Annotated in this window: 16 protein-coding genes; 9 read left to right on the top strand and 7 right to left on the bottom strand. The window is 44.4% G+C overall.

What is annotated here, in order from left to right; genetic code table 11:
• Positions 1 to 197 precede the first annotated feature (197 nt).
• Together ATB74_RS06550 and ATB74_RS06545 are read right to left on the bottom strand one after the other, a co-directional pair.
• Entirely contained in the window at positions 198 to 1,862 is a 1,665-nt protein-coding gene (locus ATB74_RS06550; RefSeq protein WP_061017389.1) for a VRR-NUC domain-containing protein, read from the bottom strand.
• A gap of 57 nt (positions 1,863 to 1,919) precedes the next feature.
• The gene (locus ATB74_RS06545) at positions 1,920 to 3,158 is read right to left on the bottom strand and encodes an L-lactate MFS transporter (RefSeq protein WP_061017387.1); all 1,239 of its coding nucleotides are present in this window, start codon (positions 3,156 to 3,158) and stop codon (positions 1,920 to 1,922) included.
• 594 nt (positions 3,159 to 3,752) lie between these two features.
• Between ATB74_RS06545 and ATB74_RS06540 the strand changes: the two genes are divergently transcribed.
• Positions 3,753 to 4,133, top strand: a complete 381-nt coding sequence (locus tag ATB74_RS06540; protein WP_048660371.1) for a hypothetical protein — start codon at positions 3,753 to 3,755, stop codon at positions 4,131 to 4,133.
• Positions 4,134 to 4,298: 165 nt separating this feature from the next.
• Here the strand turns inward: ATB74_RS06540 and ATB74_RS06535 are convergent, their stop codons facing one another.
• Positions 4,299 to 4,643: a YajD family HNH nuclease gene (locus tag ATB74_RS06535; RefSeq protein ID WP_017060876.1), complete on the bottom strand. Its 345-nt coding sequence runs from the start codon at positions 4,641 to 4,643 to the stop codon at positions 4,299 to 4,301.
• A 284-nt stretch (positions 4,644 to 4,927) separates the two neighbouring features.
• On the opposite strand from ATB74_RS06535, the gene yghU reads away from it, so the two are divergent.
• From yghU to ATB74_RS06500, 7 genes are all read left to right on the top strand, one after another.
• Complete coding sequence (gene yghU, locus ATB74_RS06530) at positions 4,928 to 5,785, top strand: glutathione-dependent disulfide-bond oxidoreductase (RefSeq protein ID WP_061017385.1); 858 nt, start codon at positions 4,928 to 4,930, stop codon at positions 5,783 to 5,785.
• A 225-nt stretch (positions 5,786 to 6,010) separates the two neighbouring features.
• On the top strand, positions 6,011 to 7,237 hold the full coding sequence (locus tag ATB74_RS06525) for an NAD(P)/FAD-dependent oxidoreductase (protein WP_061017760.1): 1,227 nt from the start codon (positions 6,011 to 6,013) through the stop codon (positions 7,235 to 7,237).
• Between the two features lie 353 nt (positions 7,238 to 7,590).
• Positions 7,591 to 8,727, top strand: a complete 1,137-nt coding sequence (locus ATB74_RS06520) for a hypothetical protein (protein ID WP_060981514.1) — start codon at positions 7,591 to 7,593, stop codon at positions 8,725 to 8,727.
• A 16-nt stretch (positions 8,728 to 8,743) separates the two neighbouring features.
• Entirely contained in the window at positions 8,744 to 9,649 is a 906-nt protein-coding gene (locus ATB74_RS06515; protein ID WP_061017383.1) for a metal ABC transporter solute-binding protein, Zn/Mn family, read from the top strand.
• Between the two features lie 2 nt (positions 9,650 to 9,651).
• Positions 9,652 to 10,446: a metal ABC transporter permease gene (locus tag ATB74_RS06510; RefSeq protein ID WP_061017758.1), complete on the top strand. Its 795-nt coding sequence runs from the start codon at positions 9,652 to 9,654 to the stop codon at positions 10,444 to 10,446.
• Positions 10,447 to 10,664: 218 nt separating this feature from the next.
• On the top strand, positions 10,665 to 15,152 hold the full coding sequence (locus ATB74_RS06505; protein WP_061017381.1) for an SslE/AcfD family lipoprotein zinc metalloprotease: 4,488 nt from the start codon (positions 10,665 to 10,667) through the stop codon (positions 15,150 to 15,152).
• Positions 15,153 to 15,357: 205 nt separating this feature from the next.
• On the top strand, positions 15,358 to 15,681 hold the full coding sequence (locus ATB74_RS06500) for a DOPA 4,5-dioxygenase family protein (RefSeq protein ID WP_052880068.1): 324 nt from the start codon (positions 15,358 to 15,360) through the stop codon (positions 15,679 to 15,681).
• Between the two features lie 145 nt (positions 15,682 to 15,826).
• Here the strand turns inward: ATB74_RS06500 and fruA are convergent, their stop codons facing one another.
• Genes fruA through fruB form a run of 3 tightly spaced genes read right to left on the bottom strand, consistent with a single transcriptional unit; the run spans position 15,827 to position 19,720 of the window.
• A complete protein-coding gene (fruA, locus tag ATB74_RS06495; protein WP_061017379.1) occupies positions 15,827 to 17,584 on the bottom strand; it encodes a PTS fructose transporter subunit IIBC in 1,758 nt (585 codons plus the stop codon).
• 15 nt (positions 17,585 to 17,599) lie between these two features.
• Positions 17,600 to 18,577: a 1-phosphofructokinase gene (gene pfkB / locus ATB74_RS06490; RefSeq protein WP_060981510.1), complete on the bottom strand. Its 978-nt coding sequence runs from the start codon at positions 18,575 to 18,577 to the stop codon at positions 17,600 to 17,602.
• A 9-nt stretch (positions 18,578 to 18,586) separates the two neighbouring features.
• Positions 18,587 to 19,720 (bottom strand): fused PTS fructose transporter subunit IIA/HPr protein, encoded by a 1,134-nt coding sequence (gene fruB / locus ATB74_RS06485; protein WP_061017378.1) that lies wholly within the window; start codon positions 19,718 to 19,720, stop codon positions 18,587 to 18,589.
• 385 nt (positions 19,721 to 20,105) lie between these two features.
• Between fruB and cra the strand changes: the two genes are divergently transcribed.
• Positions 20,106 to 21,110 carry a catabolite repressor/activator gene (cra, locus tag ATB74_RS06480; protein ID WP_061017376.1) on the top strand — a complete coding sequence of 335 codons (1,005 nt, stop codon included), beginning with the start codon at positions 20,106 to 20,108 and terminating at the stop codon, positions 21,108 to 21,110.
• 24 nt (positions 21,111 to 21,134) lie between these two features.
• Here cra and ATB74_RS06475 read toward each other — a convergent pair whose 3' ends face one another.
• Positions 21,135 to 22,925: a bifunctional protein-serine/threonine kinase/phosphatase gene (locus ATB74_RS06475; protein WP_061017374.1), complete on the bottom strand. Its 1,791-nt coding sequence runs from the start codon at positions 22,923 to 22,925 to the stop codon at positions 21,135 to 21,137.
• Positions 22,926 to 22,969 lie beyond the last annotated feature (44 nt).

Raw genomic sequence — 22,969 nt, 5'->3', positions numbered from 1 at the left:
ATTTATATATTAAGCATTTTCTCTAATTATATCGAAAATGATTGAAAATGCTCATGTTCTAATAATCTTATAGATAAGATCTTGATGGGACAGAGTAACTTGTCGATGCATGTCACTCGCTTTTGTTCATAAATTAGTGCTTAGACCTAGCTAGATTTAGTCGCTAAGATCTCACAGCTATGAGCCAAAAGTAAGACTCATTGATTGACGTAACAAACAGAGAAAGGGACGGACAATCGCTCAAACTCTTTGATCCAGCGCCATTGGTTGTCTTGCAGTTTATCTCCTGGGCCTTTGACTTCAATCCAATGAAACCCTTCGTCTTTGAACGCAATCAAATCGGGCATCCCGGTTCTAAATAGCTTTAAGTCACTCAATAACACTTTGAAGAGATCGATAATCAAGGCGTTAGGAATAGCTTCCATACTGTGTTCGATGAGTGCTTTAGGGAAATGATTCCAATGAACAAAGGGATTGGCGATGCCTTGCTTTTTATCGTACTGCTCAAGTAAGTGGTTCAGCCCGTATTCGGATATGGTTTGGAACACAGCTTCAATTTGCTCGGCTCGTTTGTTTAGGAAGTCTGAGTGATACAAGTCCAGTGGCCGATGTTGGTAACGATTGATAAAAGCACCTTCGACATCAGAGAAAATGACATTCCAGAAAGCCAAACCGAACAAACCACACAGAAAACTGTTTTCAGAAAAGTAGACATCCCAGCCTTGGCTTTCAAAATGTTGTTTTACCGCAAGCTCGACTCGCGTTTGGCTGAGATCCAATTCTAGTTTTATCTGCGCGCAACTTGGCTTTGAAGGGCGAGGGACCTTGTGGCCCTGCTTCCGTAATAACCTCTGTTCAAGCTTAACCGAGACCTCAAGCTCTGACACATCCGATGGAGTAGCTTGCATTTGCGTGACAATGTCACACATTAAGTCTAATTCATCTTGCTTGTCATAGATGCGCGCAAGTCGCTCTCTGCTCGGAGGAAGTCCAGATTGCTTGAACCAAAAGGTAGCTTGGTCATTTTGGTTAAGCCTTTCTAGGTCACGTGCGAGGTCATTGATCAATCGCGATCGTTTTCTAGCAATGCTTCTGTGTTCTGATTCTGCAGGTATCGATTGTAAAAGCTGCTCAAGAAACTCACCGTCTTTGCGGTCTCCTTCTGAATACAAGCGTTGAATATCGCGTATCTGGAGCAATTGATTGAGTTGATCTCTGGAAGTGAAGAAGCGGCGCTGCTTGCTTAATGGGTAGTTCTCGAAGGTGTTGAGTCCAAGGTCACTTAACACAAACTGGCTTAGGTCTTGGTAAGTATTGGCGAAGAAGAGAATCAGCAATACATCAATTACTTCGGATTCGACCACGTAAATACAGTCGAATGGTAGAGTTTGGAACTGATCAAAAGCTTGTGGTTCAAGGAACGCTAACAGTTGGTCTTTTTTAGCAGTTTTGTTGTTCTTAAGAGATGGGAATACATTTAGCAGTTCAGGCTTGGTGAGTAGGTGCAATCCAAGTTCGATCTGAGTGATTTCCAAGTCATGTTTGTCAGTAGGATGACTTAACGTAATGAAGCCAGAGGTGTTTAACTCACGTAGTGCACTATTTAAATCAGGAATCTCAACATAGCTGAGTTTATCACTTCGAAACCAGCAGCCCTTGCGAGAAAGCAAACGAACCATTAAACACTGACTAGCAATTGAAAGACGTTTGTATTCAGATAACCAACGGCATTCTTCGTCACTCAAAAGATCGGGGTAGAGTGTTTGAGCGTGTTCAACCAGCCGATTGAAGTTGTCGAGATAATAAGTAGGGGAGAGCTGAAGAGTGGTTTCGGTCGTCAATGGAGAAGTCGCTTGATACAAAAAGAGCCTAACCCTAAGGTTAAGCTCTTCAGTAACAAATTCAATCTTTTCTGATGATTAAGCTTGTGATGCTTTTAGTTCAGCAACTTTAGCTTCAGAGATTGGCTTAGTGATGATTGCTAGAACAATACACACCGCCATCATAACTGCAGAGATTGTGTAAGCTAGGCCGTAACCTTCGCCGTTTGCCATAGAGAAACCAACAACTGCTGCACCGATAGCGCCGCCGATACCCCATGCCGTGTAAAGCACGCCGTAGTTAGTACCGTAGTTTTTCAGGCCGTAGAACTCAGCTGTAAGTGTTGGGAATACTGCTAGAAGCGTACCGTAACCAACAGCAGCGATAGCCGTACCAATGATTAGCGTGAATTCAGAGTTGAACGTAGCGAATAGAGCCATGTTCGCGCCTTGAAGGATGAACGCTAGAAGTAGAGTGCGTACGCCACCGATTTTATCTGCAAGCATACCCGCAGCAACACGGCCGCCTGAGTTGAATACTGCAAGGATAGACGCTAGGTAAACTGCGTTTGGCAGGTTAGCTTGAACGCTAGCAATCGTAGTAATGTTACCGATGATCATTAGGCCAACAGATGCAGCGAACGCGTACATGATCCATAGAGAGTAGAACTGAGGAGTTTTCAGCATTACTTTCCAAGTTAGGTCTTCAGTCTTCTTAACCGCTTTAGGAGCTTGGCCTGCTTTTACTTTAGGTTCAGCTGGCGTGTAATCCGCTGGTGGGTTGTTGATTGTTGCTGCTAGAGGTACTGCGATTGCAAGTACACCAACACCAAGAATCATAAAGCTAGTTTGGATACCCATGCTGTCGATTAGCGCAGAAGTTACTGGTGCTAGGTAGATAGCTGCAAGACCGAAGCCTGCTGCGATAAGACCGTTAACCATACCTTTCTTAGAAGAATGGAACCATTTCATTGCTGATGGAGAAAGACATGCGTAACCGAAGCCGATACCAGCACCAGTCATAACACCGAACGTGATGTTCAGCATCATAGGTGTTGTAGCGAAACCAGAAGCAATCATGCCTAGGCCTGTAAGCGCTGTACCTAGGATAAGGATCTTACGTGGACCCATACGGTCTTGTAGGATGCCCGCAACAAGAAGACAAACAGAGAATGTGATAGTTGCAATAGCGTAAGGAGAAGATGCTTCAGCAGCACTCCAACCAGCTTCAGTGACTAGCGCTTTGTTAAATACACTCCAAGCATACAGGATGCCAAGACAAAGGTTGATACAGAAGCCTGCTAGCAGGATACGTGTTGCTTTATCAATCTTGCTCATTTTTATTCTCAGTTTTGTCATCGGTTAGTGGAGAGCCACTTAACTAAAGACGGGTTATTGTGATTGTTTCTTCAAAATTAGTTTGCGTTTATCAACAGATAGCGCAAAAGAGCGCGGATTATAACCAATAAAAATGTGATTGGAATCTCTTTTTCCATTTTTGGTAAATTAAATTCAGTTTGTTAATGGGTTGTTTTTTATTGGTTTTCAAAATGTTTTTAACACCTTTCTATTTTGTTCTTTTTCGCTCTGTCCCCCAATTATTCCTGGGATTTCGAGGTGATAACTTTTTAGTAGACTCGTATTCCGTGCGGATATCACAGAGTTGCAAATAATTTTAATTAATTTCCAAGGTTAAATTTGTGTAACAAAATAAATCGAAGTAGTGCTTTTTTCATATGAGACAAGGAGTAACGGAGTTCTATTAGAAATGGGATGTTAACCAGTTGTTAATGGTGATTTTTTCGGGTGCTTTTGCTTACATTTTGTTCGATATGAGGGGTTGTGTTGTTGGGAAAAAGTGGGAAAATAGTACGCAAACTGAGATTCCAAAAATGAAAGGATGCGTTTCTAGTCTATTACGAGGCGAGTATTATGAAACTATTTTTAATTCTATTGATGTCGATTACTGGTGGTGTAGCAGCTGCTGATCATATTCATTCTTTCTTGTTCGGCTTCTACATCGCGGCATTGGCTGTAGGCAGCTGTTACTGGCTTGCATTCCGCAGCACGCGTTTCCCACAGTTGGCATTAGTGCTATTGATGTGTGGCTTCTTTGCGAAGATTGCAGTGACGGTTATCGGTGTTTCTTGGGGTATCTCGAACGATATCATTCAATCGCCGTTCATTTTCTCATTGTCATACCTGTTCTTCTTAGTGGTTGTGTCTTATGTTTGGTTTGCATACCGCGATAAACTGACGATGAAAAAGCGCGCTAAACAGGTAGAAGAGTCTCGCAAACAAGCGGCAGCATAATTCGATTTGATTCTTAAAAAGCCTTCTTCGGAAGGCTTTTTTGATCCAGAGTAGTCTATATGGCTGCAGACAAAAGAAACCCCAGTATGGTGACATACTGGGGTTTCTTGTTATTCATCTATTATCTAGCAGTTACCATCTACCAAAGACAGTTCTGAAGGCGTGTTACTTCTTCATCATCTTAGCGAGATCGGCGAACGGGTTGTGTGTCGCTGACTGATGATCATCTAAACTCGCTTTTGCATCCACACCATAACGCTCATGGTCAGTGTATTTTGAATGCTCATGATCGTGACAGTATAGGCACAGTAGCTCCCAGTTACTGCCATCTTCAGGGTTGTTTGTATGGTCGTGGTCCACGTGGTGAACGGTAAGCTCTCGGAGGTTTGAGTAAACAAATTCACGCGCACATTTACCACAAACCCAAGGGTACAGTTTTAGTGCTTTTTCGCGGTAGCCTTTCTCTTGGCGAGCATACGCTGCACTCGAACCTGTGAAATCAGAAGACATTGCCAAATCCTTATCAATTGTAATATCCCGATTTTATCACAGCTTTCTTGAAGCTGTTGGTATGTCGTTCGTAAAATCATTGCTAAATGATGCGGTGGATTTATCGATATTAGATTGAAGTTTGAATACAGACTTACCTTCTACACCCTAATGCTTAAGCGGGTTATGTCTTTCTGGAATAAGCCATGCTTAACAGTTTGAAAATAAATCGTATTCAGGGGTTTTAACCACAGGCATGTGACCTAATATCAGTTTGTGAGACCCTATATTAATAAGGAAATATCATGTCAGAACAATACACTCCGCCAAAAGTTTGGGTTAACGATACTGCTAGTGGTAACAAGTGGGCAAACATCAATAGTCCTGAATCTGGAGCTCGCTTTGATAAAGAGCTTCCTGTTGGTGACCATGCTTTTCAATTGTATTCTCTTGGCACACCTAACGGTCAAAAAGTCACTATCTTACTGGAAGAGTTGTTAGCGGCTGGTGTTAAAGAAGCTGAATATGATGCGTACTTGATCAACATCGGTGAGGCGGACCAGTTCTCTTCCGGCTTTGTTGGAGTGAATCCAAATTCTAAAATACCAGCGCTTGTCGACAAGTCTGGTGATGAAGACGTTAATGTTTTCGAGTCGGCATCTATCTTGATGCATTTAGCTGAAAAATTTGGTCACTTTTTACCAAAAGAAGGGGCTGCAAGAACACAAACCATTAACTGGTTGTTTTGGGCACAAGGTTCAGCCCCATTCCTAGGCGGTGGCTTCGGTCACTTTTACGCTTACGCGGATGAAAAGCAAGAGTACCCAATTAACCGCTTTGCGATGGAAGCTAAGCGTCAGCTAGACGTGTTAGATAAACAACTCGCAAATAACACATTTGTGGCAGGTGAAGAGCTAAGCATCGCTGATATCGCGATTTGGCCATGGTATGGCAACCTTGTGCTTGGCAAAATCTACGATGCTGCTGAGTTCCTACAGGTTGAGTCTTACACCAACGTTGTGCGCTGGGCGAAGCAACTAGAAGCGCGCGAAGGTTTCCAACGAGGCCGAGTGGTTAACCGTTCATTTGGCGAAGAGTGGGAGCAAGTACCAGAGCGCCATTCTGCGGAAGATATTGATAAAGTTTTGAAACTAAAACCGTAATCTTTATATAGTTAGCTCTATATATCGTGAGTTAAGAAGCGCCATGTATCGTTTTGTATGTGGCGCTTTTTTGATCCTGTTACTTGGTAAATTGATTCACATTTAAAGTTATTATTACAAATTGGTAAAAGTGATTTTATTTAAATTGGGATTATCATTAATTCTGTTATAAATATAATGCGTTCCATCAGAAAGATTTTGCCTTTAGGCATGGTGGGTAAGCGAATGTTGAAACAGAAAGAAAAAATTGTTGTGGTTGGTGGAGGTGCTGCTGGCCTTGAATTGGTTACGCGTTTAGGTCGTGACAAACGTTATGACGTGACACTCGTTGAGCCGTCGTCACATCACTACTGGAAACCTCGCTTGCATGAAATTGCAGCAGGAACATTCGACGAAGAGCTTGACGCTGTTAGCTACTTCCAGCATGCATCTTGTAATGGCTACACTTACGTTCAAGCTTCAATGAGTGGGTTAGAGCGTGCTAACAAAGTCATCCAGTTGAACCACTTTAGCGGTACGACTCAAGAGCTCGAATACGACTATCTCGTCATCGCTGTAGGTGCCATCAGCAATGACTTTAAAACAGAAGGTGTCAGTGAACACTGTTTGTTCCTCGATTCAGCAGGGCAAGCACAGAAAGCTTGGCAGGAAATTAACCCTCTACTGAGAGCAAACAGTCAGCGTAAAATTTCTATTGTTGGCGCAGGTGCAACCGGTGTTGAGCTGGCGGCAGAGCTGGCAAAAGTGAGCGCCAAGCTACAGCGCTATCGTCAGGAAGGCAGCCTTGAAATTACTTTGATTGAAGCGGCAGATCGCGTGTTACCTGCTGGGCCGGAATGTATGTCGAAACGAGTCCATGAAGCTCTGGTAAAGCAAGGCATTAACGTTAGAACTGGGACCCGAATTCAAAGAGCAGAAGAGGTGAAATTAGTCACTTCAGAAGAAGAGATTATTTCAGCAGATCTGCAAGTATGGGCTGCTGGTATTAAATGTGCGGATTGGCTAAGTGAGTTAGACGGTTTGGAAACGAATCGAATTAATCAATTAGTCGTTGAGCAGACACTAAGAACGACCAACGATAGCGATATTTTTGTGATTGGCGATAGTGCAGAGTGTCCGCAACCGGATGGTTCTTTTGTTCCACCAAGAGCTCAAGCTGCGAATCAAGCCGCAGGTCACTTGGCTCAGCAGTTCAAGCGTTTAGCGAAAGGCAAGGCATTACAACCCTTTGTTTTCCACGATGGAGGCATGTTGGTAGCGGTTGGACATGACTATGCAGTCGGTGCTCTCATGAATGACAGAGTGCTTTTGCGTGGCAGATTAGTACGAAACCTTTACGACACTATTTTCCGTTTGCATCAGCGAGTCTTGTTTAGTTGGGGCAGGGTGACAGCATTGGTTGTTCTGAAAAGGTTGAAATGCGCGTTGAATCCATATAGTAAAAAGATTTAGCAATTGGACATTGGCTCCAAGACTCCGGCCTCAAACTGATTCACCCCTATAGAAACGCCACGCTTAGAATTGAGAGTGGCGTTTTTTAGAGGTTGCTCTGGTTGTTCAATCGAGATGCTCTTTTGTGCAGACAGATGTAGCTCTCGTACTTTAACGACAATCGTGACGAGTCTTTGTAAGTAAAGGGTTCACTTCAACATATTTTACTTTCCTATAGATACTGATTCTAAAGCTCTCCCTAAAACAACAATTTTACTTCTCGTTAATGATCAAAATTTGTTTCTCAAGAATTAATTGTTATGTTATAACGTATCAATTAATTCTTGGTGAGTATTTATAAAAGGAAAAATACAGTGAATAAAAAATTGGTTTCTCTAGCGGTTGGTAGCATTCTCGTTTCCCCTGTTTTTGCCGACACGTTGTCAAACCCTCAAATTGGCGTTGTTCTTGATGGTTATTATCAAGATGGTCAACGTAATAACTCGGAGCGTGACGAAGGCTTTGGTCTTGGCCATACCGAACTCAACATGTCTGCGAATATTGATGACAAGTTTTATGGCTCTTTGACTACAGTTATTGAAACTCACGATGATGAGACTGAATTACTGCTCGAAGAAGCTTTCATTGAAACACTGACGATGCCTTACGGTTTAAGCATTCGAGGCGGTCGCTTCCTATCAGACTTTGGTTACCTGAATAACCAACATATGCATACTGATAGCTTTGTTGAGCGTCCTGCTGCTTACCGCACATTCTTAGGCTCTCATTATTACGATGATGGTGTTCGTGCGAACATCGTTCTTCCTACAGATCTATATGTGAAGTTCGGCGTTGAAGCGTTAAGTGGTAGCAAGATGTCGTCTGTTGATGATGGCTCTGACGTTGGTGTTTACACTACAACTCTTAAGCTGGGTGACGACTTTTCAGAGTCATCAAGCTGGCAGTTTGGTCTGAGCTATTTACGAAATGAAAACGGTAAAGTTCGTGAGTTTGGAGACCATGATCACGGGCATGACCATGACCACGATCATAGCCACGGCGCGGCGGTAACGGGCTCAAACTTATACGGTGCTGACTTTGTATGGAAGTGGGCTCCTAACGGTAATTACAAATACCAAAACTTCACGCTTGCAGCTGAGTACATGCTGTTAGATGGCATCGTTGATGACAAATACAAAAATGATGCGGAATCACCAGATACGCTAGCAGGCTATTATGTATCGGGTGTTTACCGATTCAGCCCAAGCTGGTCTGCTGGCCTGCGCTACGGTGAAGCGGAAAGCTATGATGGGCACGCACATGGTGACCACATGCACTTTACTGCAATGAACGACAAAGAAGCGGATGCAATGATCGCTTGGGATTCATCTCATTTTGGTACGGTTAGAGCGCAATACTCTCGCGTTGAAAACCAAAGTAAAGAGACAGATAACGTATTTACCCTTCAGTATGTGATGACCTTTGGGGCGCACGGTGCTCATGCATTCTAGGAAATCCCTACTTACAATGGCAGCAGGTGTTGCCATTGTATCCTCATCTATAATTGTATCTTCGCCTGCAATGGCGTTGAATGTTTTTGTTTGTGAGTCTGAATGGCAAGCACTTGTTCATAGTCACGCTCCTGATGCCAACATCTACTCGGCGACTACGGCTAAACAAGACCCGCACTATGTTCAAGCAAGACCGTCACTTATTGCCAAAATGCGTCAAGCAGATATGGCGATGTGTTCGGGGTCTGAATTAGAAGTAGGCTGGTTACCAATGTTGCAAGTACGCAGTGGTAATCCTGCGGTTCAAGATAGGGCGCCAACCATGTTATACGCGAGCGATATGGTAGGTATGCTTGATACCCATGACCATGTCGATCGGAGCATGGGAGACATTCACGCTCACGGAAATCCACATGTTCAGTTTGCTGCTGAGTATATGATTCCTATCTCCAGAGAAGTCACCAAACGTTTACAACTGGTTGATCCTGACAATGCACATATCTATATGCGAAATGGCATGAAGTTCCGTGCCAACTGGCGTAATAAATTGGCAGAGTGGGAAACCAAAGCTGAGCCGTTACAAGGTAAAAAAGTGGTCGGTTATCATGCCACGTATCGCTACCTCTTTGACTGGTTAGATATGGCACAAATTGCTGATTTAGAACCTAAACCTGGGATATCACCGACTACGTCACATTTACAGTCATTGACCAAGTTGGATCCTGCTTCGTTTGATGCGATTGTGTATTCATCACATCAAGATAAGCGTCCTGCTAATTGGCTGAACCAACAAACCAACAAGCCTACGATACAGCTACCATTGACGGTTGCTGAGGGTCAAAGCCTTGATCAAATGTACGATCAAGTCATTGATGAGTTGCTGAGAGCGCTGGTTAACCCAGACACATCAACGAGATCGTAATGTTGATTGAATATGGTTGGTTGGCACCTGCAGTATTGTGTGGATTAATTGCATTAGTCGGCAACATCGTGCTTGGAGAGCAAGTTCTCAAGCGTCAGATCATCTTTATTGATCTCGCTGTCGCGCAAGTGGCTGCCCTTGGCGCTGCCTTGAGTCAGTATTGGCTGAGCCGATATGCACTGTTTAGCGGCTCTTGGTTTGCAGAGATGATTGGCCCGTGGGTTATGTCATTATTGCTGTGCGGATTAATTGCGTTAATGGAAAAGCGATACAAACAACACTTAGAACCAATGATTGGTAGTTTATTTGTTGTGTCGGCGTCATTGGCGATATTACTGGTAAGCAAAGATCCTCATGGTGCCGATTTTATTCAAGGGATTCTCAACGGGCAGCTACTGTGGTCTACCTGGGATGATGTCTGGCCATTGGCAATAATCACGACCGCGATGTTGGTGTTGATTAGCGTAAAGCCTGAATTTATGCAGGGTAGTGGCTTTTATCTTATCTTTGCTATTTTGATGCCGATCACCGTAAAGCTGACTGGGATATATTTGGAGTTTGCGTTACTGGTGATTCCCGCGTTGTGTGCAGCTGCGTATAAAGGTGTTCAGTTCTTTATCGCGAGTATTGGGATTGGCACTGTCGGTATTTTATCGGGCTTAGCGGTGTCGGCTTATTATGACTTACCGAGTGGCGCCAGCATTGTGATCACGCTGTTTTTGGTGGGGGTGATGTTTAATATTGTGATGCAGTTGTGCCGATACTTACGTGATACTAAATTGGCTAAGAGCTATTGAGTAGAAACGCCATATCTCGACCGAGATATGGCGTTTTTCTGTTTTAAGGTAGGGAGAGGTTTTGCAATTGGAATGAGAGTCTCAATTATCATTTTATTTATCTTATTCAATTACTTATGAGAAATGGTCTTTGTGGTTAAGACAAAAAACAATAGTCATCGAGATGCAGTAAATCTATAAGATAACGGTCCACTTAAAATTACGACCAACTTCGCTCAATGAAAAAAAACTTAATTGCGCTGGCTATCATATCCGCGGCTCTTTCCGGGTGTAATCACGACTCACTAAGCTATAGTAATGGCCCTGATACGGTTCCTCCAACAGACATTATTCCACCAACGGATATTCTTCCGCCGACAGATATTGTTCCACCAACGGATATTCTTCCGCCGACTGACATTATTCCACCAACAGATATTATCCCCCCAAAAACTTACATCGGTTCACTGTTGTCGAGCGGGGCGTTTGTGTCTGGAGATGTATACTGTGACGGTGTTCACCTTGAAAACGGAACGTTCAGTGTTAAACAAGGCGTGAGTTTTAGTTGTACCTTAGGTCACCTTACTTTAGGTGATTTCACGGCTCCTTTCCCTGAAGTTACAGAAAGCACGATTTCAAATGATGCGCTTCATGCGGCATTTGAGTTGACAGAGTTACATGGAGACAACGTTACTAAGGTACTCGAATCAATTGATGTTTGTGAGACTGAAAGTGCTATCTGTTTAAAAGAACTGGATGCTTTTGATATTGAGGATGTGTTTTCGCAACTTGATGATCAAGATGCTGTTGATGCGTACTTTTCATCGAAAGAAGAAGAGTCTACAGATGAAGTAGGTAAGGCTCCTAGTTCGCACGTAGACACAACTGTTGTTCCTGCGGTTGACCCTAATGCGGACAATAACCTTAACGCTGGTTTTGTTTCTGCAGACGCAGAGTCTACCTATGCTTATAAGCCAAGTATTGAAGGTAAGGTGTTAACTCGCAGTAAGCTTACAGACGCTAGTGGTAAAGCGATTTCTGGGATCAGTTTCTTTTCGGCTAACGCGACGGGCGTGACGGATGAAGAGGGAATCTTTGAGTACCTGTGGGGCGACAGAATCGTTTTTGGTATTGATACGTTTGAGTTTGGCTCCATTACGGGTAATCAGATTGCTTATAAATTGTCTGATGTGACCAATAATGTGGTTGAGAAAGCGAATATCCAGTCATTACTAGAGCGCTACGCGGTTGATCATCTCAGTCATTATGAGATATCTGAAGAAGTCCAAGATACCTTTTCAAAGTACCCTAACGTTATAAATGAACTGATTAACCTAACTCTGCCAAATGGGGGATTAATAGAGGGTACAGACTTTGAACTTCCTAATGAGTTTGTTGGTCAGTTTAGCCAAGGGTTAACGGCAGTAATCGATGAGCAGCTGCGCCAAACGCCTCAGTTTATGGATTATGTTCGTCAACCTGCCGTTTTATCTATGGATTCTGGTCAGTATGTTACGGAGTCTCTGCAGCAAATCTTCCACAACGTCACCACATTCCATGTTTTCAATGACAATGGTAGTTTTTACGGTGCGACGGGGTATACCCGTGGTATGCGAGCTCTGAACATATCGAACAGAGCATTCCCTGTGATGATGCCAAGAACTGATAAAAACCGTGAGCTTTACTTTGGTGAGCAACAGGCCTGGACTCGTGAAGGTAAGCCTTACATCGCACAACACCCAAGTATTTCTATGCCTCCGGTTCCTTTAGTCTCTGAAGACAACGCGACTTATGGTTTTCCATTCGTTACAGCAGGCGAGATAGGCAAAGGTAAAGTCGTGTTCATGGGTAATGGCTTATATCCAAGTATTCTGTCATGCCCTGAAAATTATTGGGCCAATCGAACATTGCATATCGATAGCAACAAACAACAGTGCACTGTTTCGACGTTCGAAAACCTACTGCATGATGACCAAGGCAGCATGAGGTTGTTTTTCTCGAACTTGTTTGAGTGGTTCAATAATGGTCTGCCTATTGCTGGGATGAGTGCAGTCACCAATATTGACCAAGCTTATTCGGCTTATCACCACTCCACAATGGGTAAGCAGTACACGTTTTTTGTTAGTCCTCAGTATGGTTTTGCATCAGTAGAAAAGCGTGGTTCAGGTGACTTTGATGGTTTGGATGCGAGTACTACGCCGATTTTGATCCTTCAGGCATATCCCCCTAAGTTGATTCAAGATGGCATGACTAACCAGTTTGTTGCTGACTTGGATAACCCGAACTTAAGCCAAGACGATATTACCGCTCTTATCAACTATGTTAATAACGGTGGCAATATCTTATTTATGGATGCGATTCAAACGACAAACCCTGAACCTATTGGACGCTTGGCAGATGCCGCAGGTGTATCTCTTGGTGGTGAAAACGTTACGCCGACAAACCAAGCTTTCTGCGGTAGCTCTTATTACTGCCAAGCTCCATATCCAAATCTTCACGTGAAGAGCGAAAAGGAAATGGTGGTTCTTGAGCGTTTCCAAGATAACCAAGGAGAGCCTCCATTCACGGTAAATCAAGATGGTACGGTTGAGTGGATCAAGGATGAGTCCAAGATTAAGTTTGAAATCCCGACTTATGAGGTTACTAAGTTAGACCCTGAAGGGAAACCAGTGCTTGATGAGTCTGGAGTACCAGTCATGGAGACCAAATCCGCACGTATCTTTGTTGAATCGGCAGAAGAGCGTGAAGCGGCGATCAAAGAACTGCAGTCGGCATTCGTTGGCACTGAGCTTTGTAAGAACGAGTATGAATACGAATTTAACTGTATAGAGACTCGTTCTGGAGACGGTGTGACTGTTCGCGGTGCTTATCATAGAGCCGATTTCGATCGCTATGAAGTGAGTAAAACCGTTGTCGACAGTATGGTGAAAGCAGCGAACTTGGGTTCTAACTTTACAGCGCTCTACGAGCACGAGGTTTACTATCGCACGAAAGGCACTCAAGGTAAGCGTCTGTCTAACAGCGAATTGAATCAAGCGTTTGATAACCTGTCTGTTTGGATGTGGAATGACAACGCATACCGTTTTGAATCAGACATACAAGATGAGTTAGGGTTCAAGCAAGCTGTTCAGTTCCTTAACTGTTATACCGAAGGCTTACATCAAACAGACACAATTGATGCACAGTGTCCTGTTGACCTAAAAGCGTCGTTAGTCGCTAATGGAATGATTCATGGTGAAGGTGAGTTATCTGGGCAGTTGAATCCTAGCTATCCATTAAATTACATGGAGAAACCTCTGACTCGTATCATGTTGGGGCGTTCATTTTGGGATCATGAAATCGTTGTTGATACTACAATGTATCCGGGTCGAACTTCAGGAGCATCTTCGTCAAGTTCGGTTCTTATCCAAGCTGATGGCAAGGGCGTCACGTATTCGGCTGGGAACAATCAATCGACAGGTTTATGGGCTCCTCAGCTTCAAAATGTGACTATTAGTGATGGTGTAGCTGCAACGATCACTGTGATGATGGCGGATGACCTTACAGGTAAGCCGAATCATGAAACCAGTTTGAAGCGCCCTCCGCGTATGCAAACTAACTATGCGTACGACGGTTCAAACTTAACCTTCAAGGTTCCATATGGCGGCCTTATTTACATTCAACCGAAAGTAAAAGAGTTTGGTGCAGTCTCGTTTAACATCGATGGCGCCTTAAAAGCTGCTTGGTGGAAAGAGGGAGAGTGGATTAACTCTATTCAATCGGCAGAGGCTCCAATTGCAGAAATCGATACGGGTTCATTTATTTATACGACCCCAATTAGGAATCTAGAATCCACTGATTTGAACCAATTCGCAACAGATATGAATCGATTCGCCGAAGCGGCAAGTGACTTCTACGGGCGTGATGGGAAACAAAGCGATGGTTTACACCGTAGGTTCACTTATACAGAACTGAAGGCGTTCCGCCATCGTTTTGTGAATGACGTGCAGATTTCGATTGGTGCTGCTCACTCTGGCTACCCAGTGATGAACTCAAGCTTTAATGCAAATCGGACATACATTCCAACCAACCCTGTTAATGACTGGCTGTTGTGGCATGAAGTTGGTCATAATTTAGCATCAGCTCCTTTCTTAGCGGCTGGTAGTACAGAAGTGACCAATAACCTTCTTGCGTTGTATATGCAGGAGTTAGAGGGTCGCAATGCAAACCCTGAAATGGATCGCATTAAATCGGATATTAAGAAAGCGCCTAAATGGTTGGAGCTTAATAATGAACATGCGTGGTCGCATGGTGATGCAGGTTTACGATTAGTTATGTTTGGTCAGCTAAAAATCTGGGCGAAATCGAACTTTGCAATTGATGATTGGTATACACGCGGCGCAAGCCAATCTGATGTGTATGGTGAAGATGAAGGCTGGAATATGTTCAAGCTAATGCATCGTAAAGCGCGAGGCGATAGAGAAGGCGACTCGAATACGAACTATTGTAGTGCTAGCGAGACTGGGCTTTCTGGTGGAGACTTAATGATGGTGTGCGCTTCTTATGTTTCAAACTATGACTTAAGTGACTTCTTTGTTGCTTGGAACGTGGGCGAAACCTCAATGACTAATGCTGATGGCTCTAAGTCTTATAGTGGCGGAATTAGCTCTAAAGGTCTTAGTGCGGTTGAACAGTTAAAACTAGAGAAACCAAAGAACAGCCCTTTGAATGTTAATTCAATTTACTAACGCTAACTCTTGCTAAGGCATTTTATAGCCTAGATACAAACGCCACACTTAGATTACGTGTGGCGTTTTTGTCGCAATGTTCTAGAAATTATCAGCTAGATCAGTCTTCTACATGATGTTTAATACTTCGGCTGCCATTGGTTAGCTGTCCTTGCTAGAGAAAGCAGGTTAAACTGTTCGCATCATAATTCTAAAGGATGGTGCCATGTACCACGGTCATATCTATTTCCCTTTGCGATTTGCAGAGCAGGCAGAAACACTGCGTCAGAAAATCCTCTCAGAACGTAAAGATGTGTTAGAGACTTTCCCATTAATCCAGCGTTTGGTTGGCCCACATAAGATGCCGATGTTTGAGATTCACTTTGCTAACAAAGAGTCGGGTATTGTTGAGTGGCTTGAGCAAGAACGCGGCGATATGTCGGTGCTTATTCACCCGGTAACTGGCGGTGAAGAAACTTTGGATCACACAGTACGCGCGATTTGGCTTGGTCGTGAGCTGGGTGTCTTTGAAGAAACGCTAAGTAGCTAATCAAATATACCAATATTGTACTTAACTCATTCCGACCGGAAAATGCACGAATAATAAAAAGGCTCCTCAATTGAGGAGCCTTTGTTCTGTTTCAAGGAACAGTTTATCAAGAGTCTCTGTTTGTCATCTAAACAGAGTAGGGGGATTAAGCCTCTGCAGTTGCCTTAGAGTCGCTCATCTTTTTAAGAGCTGCGTAACCAAAGCCAGTTACCGCTGTACCCGCTGCAATTGCCACTAGGTACATAAGAACTGGAGAGATAGCGCCAGGAATCAGTAGTACGAATAGACCACCGTGTGGAGCCATTAGTTGTGCACCAAACATCATTGATAGAGCGCCAGTTAGTGCGCCACCTGCCATACAAGCTGGGATAACACGCATTGGGTCTTTCGCTGCGAATGGAATAGCACCTTCAGAGATGAAACATAGGCCAAGAACGAATGATGCTTTACCTGCTTCACGCTCGCCCGCTTCAAACTTGTCTTTCACTAGGAAAGTCGCAAGACCCATACCTAGAGCAGGAACCATACCTGCTGCCATAATAGCTGCCATTGGCGCGTAAGTTTGCGAAGCCAGTAGACCAACACCGAACGTGTAAGCCGCTTTGTTTACAGGACCACCAAGGTCGAAACACATCATTGCGCCTAGAATAACACCCAGAAGAATCGCGTTAGACGTACCCATGTTGTTTAGGAAGTCTGTCATTGCGCTCATCACGCCAGAAACAGGACCACCCACGATGTAAACCATCACAAGGCCAGTGAACAAACTCGCGATAAACGGGATGATCAGGATAGGCTTAAGCGCTTCCATCGATTGTGGAAGTTGAACCTTGTCAGCAATGAACTTCGCTGAGTAACCCGCTATGAAACCCGCTGCGATACCACCTAGGAAACCTGCGCCTGTTGAACTAGCCAACATACCGCCGATTAGACCAGGAGCCAGACCCGGACGGTCAGCAATCGAGAATGCAATGAAACCAGCAAGAACAGGAATCATCAGTGCGAATGCAGAGCCACCACCGATAGTCATCAGTGCCGCTGCTAGTGTGCCTTCTTCTTTAAACGCTTCGATACCGAATACGAAAGAAAGAGCGATGATCAAACCACCTGCAACCACTACAGGAAGCATGTGAGAAACACCTGTCATTAGATGCTTGTACACGCCTTTCTTCTCGTCAGTGGGTGCTGAATTTGAAGATGCTGTGTGTTGGTAAGGCTTAGCTTCAGCAAAGGCCTTCTCAACTTCTTGCTTTGTTTTCTTAAGCGCAGGACCCGTTGTCGTTTTGTATAGCGCTTTGCCATTGAAACGATCAAGAGGAACATCGATGTCAGCAGCGATGATAACCAGATCAGCGTCTGCGATTTCTTGGTCTGTCAGTTGGTTCTTCGCACCTACAGAGCCGCGAGTTTCCACTTTGATTTGGTGACCTAGGCGTTTACCTTCTGCTTCAAGCGCTTCAGCTGCCATGAAGGTATGTGCAACACCGGTTGGACAAGCAGTAATTGCTACGATCTTTTTGCTGCCTGTTGTTTCTGGTGAAGTATTTGCTGACGTACCAGTTACAGCAACTGCTTTTTCAACTTGAGAAGCGTCTAATACTGTTGCTTCTGCTGCCGCCTTCTCTAGAAATACTTTTGCATCCGCAGTGCACTCAGAGATAGCTGCTTGGTAAACTTTTTTGCCCACGAAACGTGCTTTATCAACGTTTGTGTTAGCTGCAATAACCACAACATCGCTGCTGTCGATAGCGTCTTGTGATACTGGAGATTCAGGTAACACGCTTGATTGACATTCAATAGCGGCGTTCCAACCCAGTGCTTTTGTTGCTTGCTCTAACAAGCCTGCTGCGATGATGCTGTTTGCTACGCCACTAGGGCAAGCTGTGATAATGGTAATATTCATAATAAACCTTTTGTCCTATTTGCTTGTGTCTAACTGGATAGTTGGAGCACTAAGCGACTGTAATTGGATATTTTGTAGTACTGAATCCAGCTCTTGTTGGCTGGTGATGCCCACACCTACCTGTGAAACTGCTAGAGCAGATAGGGCGGTTGCGAATTTAATAAGTTCTGGTTTTGGCATCTGTTGCATGTGACCCCAACATAGGCCAGCAACCAATGTGTCACCTGCGCCTACTGTGCTTACTACTTGCATACGCGGTGGCTGAGCATGTAGCCATTCACCTTGGTTAAGCCACATCACGCCTTCAGCGCCAAGTGATACCACGATGTTATCGATGCCTTTTTCACTTAGGGCTTGGCCTGCGTGTTGGCATTGGTCACGTGTGGTTAGTTCGGCATTGAACAGCTGAGACAGCTCTTCATCGTTTGGTTTGATTAACCATGGTTGTGCATTGATACCGGCTTTAAGTGCGTCACGGCTGCTGTCGAACAAGACCTTTTTACCTAGGTCACGCAGGCGTTGTACCCAAGAAGCGCAAAGCTCTGGTGATACGCCTTGCGGCAAGCTGCCTGCAATCACGAAGTAATCGTGCGTTTCTGCAAGCTCTAACAAAGTTTCTTCAAACGCTTTGATAGCGTCAGCATTAACAGGAACACCAGGGAAGTTGATGTCGCTAACTTGGCCTGAATTCTCTACCAGTTTCACGTTAATACGAGTTGCGCCATCAACACGGATGAAGCGGTCCGTTGCGCCCATCTGTTCGAACAGTTGGCAGAAGGCTTCTTCATTATTGCGACCAAGGAAACCTGTTACGGTAACTTTTGCGCCAAGCTCTGAAAGTACTTTGGCTACGTTTACGCCTTTGCCTGCTGCATGCAGAGAGCCTTTGTTTACTAGGCTAACTGAGCCGACATTCAGAGCGTCGATAGCACCTGTTAGGTCTAGGGCAGGGTTTAGCGTAACGGTAACGGCTTTGATTTGTTTATCAGACATATCGACTCCTTAACCTTCGCCAAGGCCTGAAGCGATAGCTTTACCAATCGATTCAAGTGCTTGTGCTGCATCATCACCTTCGGCAACAAACTGAAGCTGGTGGCCGTGTTTAACGCCAAGTGCGATTACTTTCATCAAGCTCTTCGCGTTCACTTCTTTTCCGTCACCATCTAGGTTTGATACGCGGATAGTTGATTCGAATTTCTTCGCTTCTGCTACCAGCATTGCACCTGGGCGAGCGTGTAGGCCGTGCGCGTTTTTGATTTTGAATACTGCGCAGTTGTCATCGTCTTGAGATGCTGTAGAAACCGCTTCACCTTTCAGAAGGCCAATCACTTGTGCTGCATCCGCAGTTAACAGTTGTTGCTGTTTACCTTCGAAAACCATCTTGCTTAGGTTAGCCAGAATTGATTGGTGTGCGCTGTTACAAGCGGCGAATGCTACCAATGCTTTCACTGGTGTGCCTTCGTATTCACAATGGTTCGCTGTTGAAACAAACGATACGCCAGTGCGAGTTACGCCTTTGTCGCTGCCCAACAACCACAGGCCTTGGCCTAGGTGAGTCGGTGTTTTTGTTACTAGGTCAGCAACGAATGTGTTGTCAGTGCAACCCGTGTTCTTAAGAAGGCCACCCGCGACTGCCGACATTTGAATCATGTCGCTTGCAGGGAACAGTAGCTGAACTAAAGATGCGTCTAGGTCGGCTTCAAGCTGAACTTCGCCGTTAAGTAGAGCGATGATTTCGTCTTCTGATTTCGCTTGCTTTAATTTCTCTTCAACACCGTCTGCCGCCAGCACTTTTGTTAGCTGCTTAAGGATGCCTAAGTGCTCGTCAGATTTAGCAGCAATACCAATTGCCACGTAAACGCGGTTGCCGTCTGCCCAATCAATACCTTCAGGGAAGTGGTGTACTGCTACGCCAGTCTCTTTTACTAGGCTACGAGTGTCAGTGGTTCCGTGAGGAATCGCGATGCCGTTACCTAGGTACGTAGAGTTCTGGTTTTCACGGTTCAGCATTCCTTCAACGTAGCCAGAGTCAACTAAGCCTTTCGCGGTTAGGTCGCCAGCAATGTTCTGGATAGCTTTGAATTTGTCATCGGCCGTTTGACCGAGAGTGATGTCAGATTTTGATAATTTAAGCATGGTGCCTCTTTAGCGTATCGCTTGAGAATTTGTGTATCGCTACGATTCAGTCTAGAGCAAGATTTATGGAGCTTAACTCGTTGCTTTGCTCTTTGTTCTATCTTAGCTGAATCGGTTCAGCATTCGGTGTAAAAAAATTCAGCAAAGCCGATTTTGGTTCTCAAAATAGTTTTGCTGCGTGTCGTAATTTAAGTTTCGTTAATAACGAGAAGTTGAATCACAACAAATGACGCTCAATCCATACAAAAGGATGATTGAAGTCACTTTTCAGATTTTGCTGAATCCTTTCAGCTTTTATACTGAATCGATTCAGCATATAATTCAACTAATCCGAGGATCAGATCATTGGTTATATGATCCTACGCACAAAATACAGGTCACCCATATGACACTTGATGAAATTGCTAAATTGGCTGGAGTATCGAAAACCACGGCCAGTTATGTCATCAACGGCAAGGCGCAGAAATACAGAATTAGTGAAAAGACTCAGCAAAAAGTCATGGCGGTTGTCGACGAGTATAATTACCGTCCAGACCATGCTGCTTCTTCGCTGCGCGCTGGTAATAGCCGTTCATTTGGTTTGATTATTCCTGATCTCGAAAACAGCAGTTACGCGCGTTTAGCTAAATTGATAGAGCAGAACTCACGTAAAGTGGGCTACCAGATTTTGATTGGTTGCTCTGATGATGATGCAGAAACCGAACGCAAAGTAGCCGAAGCTTTAGTGAGTCGTCGTATCGATGCTTTGCTGGTGGCGAGCTCAATGCCAGACGCCAATGAGTTTTACTTGAAGCTGCAAAACTCAGGTACACCCGTAATCGCGATTGACCGTCCGTTAGATGATGAGCACTTTGCGTGTGTGATCAGTGAAGATTTCGAAGCCGCATTTGAGCTGACTCACTCGATTCTTGATGACAGCATCCATAGTGTTGGTTTAATCGGCGCGTTACCTGATCTGAACATTTCACGTGAGCGTCAGTTGGGTTTTGAAGCAGCGAACAAAGCACATACTCAACAAACAGGGTTAACAGAAAACAAGCCGATGGTTGTGGGTTATGGTGAACACTTTGACAGAGAATCTGGACGTGAGGTTTTTGAGGGTTGGATTGCTAAAGGTACAGTCCCTGATGCCATTGTCACTATGTCTTACACCTTGTTAGAAGGTGTACTGGATGTAATGGTCGAAAAGCCTGAACTGATCAAGCAAGTAAAGCTGGCAACCTTTGGTGATAACCGTTTATTGGACTTCTTACCTTTTAAGGTTCACTCACTGCCGCAGCAATTTGAAGTCATTGCCGATAGTGCTTTTGCACTTGCTTTGAACGCATCAGCTAAACGCTATCAAGCTGGCATTGAGTTAGTGCCAAGAAGCTTAGTAAAACGAGGCTAAACGCGGTTAGCTTGATCTTAAGGTTTAGTTAGAACTAAGCAATAAGCCAAACTCTACAATGGCAACAATGCCGAGCAACAAGGCCAACACTTTCCAAAACTGGATTGGGTTTCGGTTTATTAAAGGTTGCTTGGCTTTGCTTTTCACCAAGCTTTGGTTCGGTGTGTAAAGGTCTGCCACAAAATCCCCCAACACTTGATGACGCTCGCTTGGCGATTCCGCACAGGCTTTTTGTAACACCAAATCCACCCAACTTGGTAAGTCAGACCGTTTTTGTGTGATCGGTTGATATTCCCACCGATGGTGACGAGATTGATTAAGCGATTGTGCGGTCATCTCAGAGTAGGGCAATGTACCCGTTAGCATTTCATAGCCGATCACTGCGATAGAGAACAAATCTGAACTAGTGGTCGCCGTATTGTGCTTGATGGTTTCTGGTGCAATATAATTGACCGCGCCTAATGGTGTGTCGTCCTTGTCTGTGAGCTCTCCCTCTTCAAGGCCCCTCACTAACACTGCACCAAGGTCGATGATTTTTATCTCACCATCACGTTGAATCATGATGTTCTCGGGCTTTAAGTCTCGATGCACCATGTCTGCGCGTTGTAATACTCGAATACCTTGCGTGATTTTTTCTAAGATTTCACGCACTTCATTGAGTGACGGCTTTGGATTATCGTACATCCATTGTCTTAGCGTGATACCTTCGACCCATTCGCAGATTTGATATAAGAATTGCGAGTGCTCTGGCGTTGGGTAAACCTTCATGATTTTCTTGTTGTGCAGTAATAGCCCCGCCCATTGTTCATTAAAGAACGCTCGGAGTTGCGAAGGACTATCGTGATATTGAACAGAAGGGACCTTCAACACGAACTCGGTTTGTGTCTCTTTCTGCATCACACGATACACATGGCTTCTAGTGCCTGCATACAACACCTCAAGTACCATAAAGTTGTCGATACTTTGCCCGAGTTTTAAAGCGGGTGGGATGGCACGTTTAGCCAGTTTTTCATGGAATTCAATGAGCGAAGGCTTAGGTAGGTGGTTAACTTGCACAATCAAGCAGCTTACGTTGTCTGAACTGTTGTGACTTAAAGCGGTATTACAGATCGTTTGTGCAGCGTGTTCGAAATCAACGCCGGGTTTGTCGATATGTTCCTTGAACGTGTTGGGAGAAACGAACTCGTGTACGCCATCAGATGTCAGGATAAAGCAGTCGTTTTTCTTGATGGGAAGTGTTTGATAGTCAACGTTGAGTTGGTTGTCCATGCCTAAGGCGCGTGTTAGGTAATGCTTCTGCCCCATATTCTTGCGCGTATGGTCGCGTGTCAGTTGGCGCAATTCACCATTTCTTAATAAGTAGATACGGCTGTCACCGACATGGAATAAATGCGCGGTGTTTGATTTTAATATCACGCTGCTGAAAGTCGAAACTAGGGCGTTGTGGTTAACTTGTTGTGCGGAATGAATATTAGAAACAGAGGTATTGAAGAGCCAAGAGTTGAGTGACTTTAAGACTTTCTGAGCCGAGCGCTGAATGCTCCAACTTTGTGGCGTTGCGTAATAGTCGTCGATAAACTGCATCACGCTGGTGTGGCTGGCTTTCTGGCCGTGTTCACTGCAACTCGCGCCGTCTGCTATGCAGGCAACACTGCCTTTCAACTCTTGCTCCGCGCGAGTTTTAGGGTGTTTTACAATGATGGCGTCTTGGTTTTCATCACGGATGCCTTTATTCGAATAACCACCAAACTTGAGCGTTAACTGGTTATTAGATTCTGGCGTGATGACTTGCCCTTGGTTGAATGAAATTGTCATAACTGCTCTTCTTCTTAATTGGTCTTCTCTCAGGTCCTTGAGAG

Origin of the sequence: Vibrio splendidus, assembly GCF_001557875.1 — a bacterium.
GTDB lineage: Bacteria > Pseudomonadota > Gammaproteobacteria > Enterobacterales > Vibrionaceae > Vibrio > Vibrio splendidus_F.
Note: the sequence above shows the minus strand (reverse complement) of the source record. Positions and strands in the feature narration are given on the sequence as shown.

Coding starts and splice junctions, on each gene's coding strand:
- fruA (WP_061017379.1), bottom strand. CDS start 17,584: ATGAATATTACCATTATCACAGCTTGCCCTAGTGGCGTAGCAAACAGC.
- ATB74_RS06500 (WP_052880068.1), top strand. CDS start 15,358: ATGTACCACGGTCATATCTATTTCCCTTTGCGATTTGCAGAGCAGGCA.
- cra (WP_061017376.1), top strand. CDS start 20,106: ATGACACTTGATGAAATTGCTAAATTGGCTGGAGTATCGAAAACCACG.
- ATB74_RS06475 (WP_061017374.1), bottom strand. CDS start 22,925: ATGACAATTTCATTCAACCAAGGGCAAGTCATCACGCCAGAATCTAAT.
- ATB74_RS06505 (WP_061017381.1), top strand. CDS start 10,665: ATGAAAAAAAACTTAATTGCGCTGGCTATCATATCCGCGGCTCTTTCC.
- yghU (WP_061017385.1), top strand. CDS start 4,928: ATGTCAGAACAATACACTCCGCCAAAAGTTTGGGTTAACGATACTGCT.
- ATB74_RS06515 (WP_061017383.1), top strand. CDS start 8,744: ATGGCAGCAGGTGTTGCCATTGTATCCTCATCTATAATTGTATCTTCG.
- fruB (WP_061017378.1), bottom strand. CDS start 19,720: ATGCTTAAATTATCAAAATCTGACATCACTCTCGGTCAAACGGCCGAT.
- ATB74_RS06540 (WP_048660371.1), top strand. CDS start 3,753: ATGAAACTATTTTTAATTCTATTGATGTCGATTACTGGTGGTGTAGCA.
- ATB74_RS06545 (WP_061017387.1), bottom strand. CDS start 3,158: ATGAGCAAGATTGATAAAGCAACACGTATCCTGCTAGCAGGCTTCTGT.
- ATB74_RS06535 (WP_017060876.1), bottom strand. CDS start 4,643: ATGTCTTCTGATTTCACAGGTTCGAGTGCAGCGTATGCTCGCCAAGAG.
- ATB74_RS06525 (WP_061017760.1), top strand. CDS start 6,011: ATGTTGAAACAGAAAGAAAAAATTGTTGTGGTTGGTGGAGGTGCTGCT.
- pfkB (WP_060981510.1), bottom strand. CDS start 18,577: ATGTCTGATAAACAAATCAAAGCCGTTACCGTTACGCTAAACCCTGCC.